Annotated in this window: 2 protein-coding genes and 2 pseudogenes; all 4 read left to right on the top strand. The window is 69.4% G+C overall.

Annotation, left to right across the window (positions count from 1 at the left end; genetic code table 11):
• The first annotated feature begins 1,187 nt into the window (after positions 1-1,187).
• Complete coding sequence (locus tag ABZ281_RS41060) at positions 1,188-1,850, top strand: urease subunit gamma (protein WP_356663055.1); 663 nt, start codon at positions 1,188-1,190, stop codon at positions 1,848-1,850.
• A pseudogene (locus tag ABZ281_RS41065) lies at positions 1,834-2,991 on the top strand (urease subunit alpha); the annotation flags it as partial. The gene ABZ281_RS41060 and the pseudogene ABZ281_RS41065, both read left to right, overlap by 17 nt.
• Positions 2,992-3,032: 41 nt before the next feature.
• A complete protein-coding gene (locus tag ABZ281_RS41070) occupies positions 3,033-3,425 on the top strand; it encodes a hypothetical protein (RefSeq protein ID WP_356663056.1) in 393 nt (130 codons plus the stop codon).
• A 60-nt stretch (positions 3,426-3,485) separates the two neighbouring features.
• Positions 3,486-3,975 (top strand): annotated as a pseudogene (locus ABZ281_RS41075) (GNAT family N-acetyltransferase); the annotation flags it as partial.

Here is a 3,975-nt window from a genome sequence, read left to right on the forward strand (position 1 = left end):
GAGCAGGGGGTACCCCCACTCGCCGCACCGGCCGAAACCCCGAGTACGTCCAGTACGAGGGCTTCCGGCCGGCACGCCGAGAGCACGCACCGGACACCGCTCCTTGACGTGCAAACGTTGCCTGCCGCGGCAGGATCCCGTCGACGAAGCCGCCCAGCCTCAGCCCAGCACGATCTCCGACAGCTGAAGACTGCGCGCCTGAGTCTGCGGACCGCCGCGGGCCGTTTCCGCGGTCGTAGCCGTCGCCTGCTCCGTTCTCCCCGCCTTGATCGCGCGCCCATGCGGGCACGTCACTGGCGTGAGCTGGTGCTTCATCTCGGCCGGCGTGCTTCTTCAAGCCCGTACCACCAGGAGCACGCGGATCGCGCGCGCCTGCGCGACACAGATGTCCACCAGCTCGCCCGCCACACCTGCGGTGCCAATCGACGTCGGCATCCCCCCGCGAGCGTCAGCGCCCGGCCGGCACCCCGGCCGCCCACGGACGCTGCCGCGTCTTCTGCCCGCCCGGCGCGATCCTCGATGTGGGAGTTGATGGCCAGCTCGAACCGGCCGTAGGAGGAGGGTGTTGGCGTTCCCCGCCGCCTGGTGCAGGTGCAGGTGCAGCGCGAGCGTCGCGACTTCCTGACTCAGCATGCCGGAGCAAGGCTGCTCACCGCCAAGGCCGAACGCGGGACTGGAAGCTCGAAACGCTGCTCCGGCGATACGCCCCGACGTCGGCGCCGTCACGGTGCCCGCTCACCGCGTACAAGACGAGTTCCTCATCCTGCGCAAGGACCTCAGTTGGTTCGGTCAGTTACCGGTGTAGGGCACAAGATCGCCTCACCTACCCGACCGCCCCATTGCACGGGGCCTGTCCCACAACAGCCATCGACTGGGCAAGATGAACCTTCCGGTCCAGCCAGAGGGCACATCCAGGTATCACCAGGCCAGCGCCCCGCCGCGTTCAATCGACCGTGGGCCGTACCTACGAAGCGACCGTTGCCTTCTCACCCTGCACGCGGGCGTTGCGCCCCGCATGCGCCCTGTGCCCCCGGTTCACTCCATCAGGGCTGACCTGTGCGTTTCCATGCCCATGGGTTCTCTCCTCTCCCAGGATCTGTCTGCGGCAGGTACGGCGGGAGGCATCTTCTTTCCGCTTCGTGGTCTCGCCGCGTGGGTGTAGCGACGACCAGGAGAGGGGGACCAGCGTGCATCTGACACCGCACGAGCAGGAACGTCTGTTGATCCACGTGGCGGCCGATGTCGCCCAGCGGCGGCGTGAACGCGGTCTGCTGCTGAACTATCCCGAAGTCATGGCGCTGTTGACGGCGCATGTCTTCGAGGAGGCGCGGGCCGGGGCGACGGTCGACGCGGTCATGGAGTCCGGGCGCCATGTGCTGAAGCGCAGCGAGGTCATGGACGGCGTGCCGGAGATGGTCGACAACGTCCAGGTCGAGGCGACGTTCCCGGACGGCACGAAGCTGGTGACCATCAGCAAGCCGTTCGATGAGGCGTCCACCACGGTGGACGTCCATCCGGGCAAGCCGGAACTGCTGCCGGACGAGGACGAACACCGGGTGGCCTTCAACGACGGCGCGACGCCCGTTCCGCTGGTCGTGCGCAACCCCAAGGACCGCCCGGTCCAGGTGGGATCCCACTTCCACTTCGCCGAGGCCAACGAGGGACTCAAGTTCCGTCGCGAGGCGGCCCACGGCATGCGGCTGCACATCCCGTCCGGCACTTCCGAACGGTTCGAGCCCGGTGACAAGCGCACCGTAATGCTCGTGCCGATCGCCGGCGAGCGCATCGTCCACGGGCTCCAGGCCGACAAGAGCGAAGAGGAGAAGCACCTCGATGCCGGACAGGACTGAGAAGGGCAAGCCCTGGGACCCGCTGCTGCGTTCCCGGTACGCCGACCTGTACGGGCCGACCGCCGGCGACCGGATCCGGCTGGCCGACACCAATCTCGTCCTGCGCATCGAAGCGGACTGGTGCGGTGGGCCGGGGCGCAGCGGCGACGAGATGGTCTTCGGCGGCGGCAAGGTGATCCGTGAGTCGATGGGCCAGTCACACATCCCTCGCGACGACCCCCGCGAGCCGGTGGACACCGTGATCACCGGTGCGCTGATCCTGGATCACTGGGGCGTCGTCAAGGCCGACGTCGGGCTGCGTGACGGCCGTATCCGGGCCATCGGCAAGGCGTACAACCCGGAGACCATGACGCCGCGCCCCAACGACGACCCTCGCGCCTCGGACTTCGTCGTGGGTCCCGAGACGGAGGTGATCTCCGGCAAGGGGCGCATCCTGACCGCGGGCGGCGTCGACACCCACGTGCACTTCCTCTGCCCAAACCAGATCCACGAGGCGGTGGCGTCGGGCGTGACGACACTGATCGGTGGCGGAACCGGCCCGGCCGAGGGCAGCACGGCCACCACCGTGACGCCGGGCAAGTGGCACATCCAGCGGACCTTCGAGGCGCTGGACGCCTTCCCGGTGAACATCGGCCTGCTTGCCAAGGGCAGCACCGTCTCGAAGAAGGCTCTGCACGACCAGGTCGCGGCCGGCGCGCTCGGCTTGAAGATCCACGAGGACTGGGGTGCCACCCCGGCGGTGATCGACGCCGCGCTGACGGTGTGCGAGGAGACCGGTGTCCAGGTCGCGCTGCACGCCGACTCGCTGAACGAGGCCGGCTTCGTGCAGAGCACCTTCGCCGCGACCAAGAAAGACCGTAAGTCCAAGAAGGCCAAGTACCGCAGCCTGCACATCTTCCACATCGAGGGCGCCGGCGGTGGCCACGCCCCCGACATGATCAGCCTCGCCGGTAAACCCAACGTACTGCCCGCGTCGACGAACCCGACCCGGCCCTTCACGGTCAACACCGTCAAGGAGCACGTCGACATGATGATCGTGTGCCATCACCTCAATCCGGAGGTTGAGGCGGACATGGCGTTCGCCGACTCCCGGATCCGGCCCTCCACCATGGCCGCCGAGGACCTGCTGCACGACATGGGCAGACGTTCGCCGTCGACCTCGCCCCCACCTCCCGCCTGCTCATGCGGGAGGAACAGCTCCTGGGCCGCTCGGGCGAGGCGCCGGGCCACCTCACCACCCGCCTGACCGTACGCCGCGGCGGACGACCGCTCCTCGACCAGCACACCGCCTACGGCTACCCGGCACCGGCGTGGGACGGCCCCGCCGTCCTCGGACCCCACCGAGCGACCGGGCAGCTCCTCCTGATCGACACGACGCTGGACATGCCCCAGAAGCCGCACGTCATCGGCGACGACCCGGCAGAGGGACACGCCGTACTGACCCCTCTCGCCGACCCCCAGGCCCTCATCGCCACCGCCGTCGCCCCGACACCGGCCCAGCTGCGCCACCTCCTGGACACCACCCTCACCTACGTCTACGAGACGGCGCGGCCCGAAGCCGAAGGCGAGCAGTAGATCCGTGAACGACGTGAACGCCGAACCGAAGGACAGGAACATGCGACGAGCACTGATCGGGTCTTCGAGGACCTGCTCGACGACCCGGCGCACGCCGTGCTCGGGGGGGCCGCCGGGGAAGCGGGGCTGGCCCACGCCTTTCCCGGCACCGGCATGGCGGGAGATCTGCTGCCGATCCCCGAGCCCGCCCATCCCGAACCGGCCTTCGTGCGCGTGACCGACGACGAACTCCTCGCGGCCTACGCGGACATCAACTCGCGTGCCTACGGCTTCCCGTCGGAAGACGGGCGGGACGGACTCGCCGGGTCCTCGCTGTGGAAGAGCGGCGTGTTCGCGTATCTCGGTCTGCGGGACGGGGTCCCGGTAACGTGCGCCGCCACCGTCGAGGCGGACGGGCGGCTCTTCGTCGTGCTCGTCGCCACCGACCCGGCGTGGGAGCGGCACGGGTACGGGGAGGCCGTGACCCGCAAGGCGCTGTACGAGGGGGCCCGGGCCACCGGCCTGACCCGGGCGACGCTGCACGCGACCGCCGCCGGCGCGCCCGTGTACC

It is taken from the genome of Streptomyces sp. NPDC006265 (assembly GCF_040613555.1).
Taxonomy (GTDB): domain Bacteria; phylum Actinomycetota; class Actinomycetes; order Streptomycetales; family Streptomycetaceae; genus Streptomyces.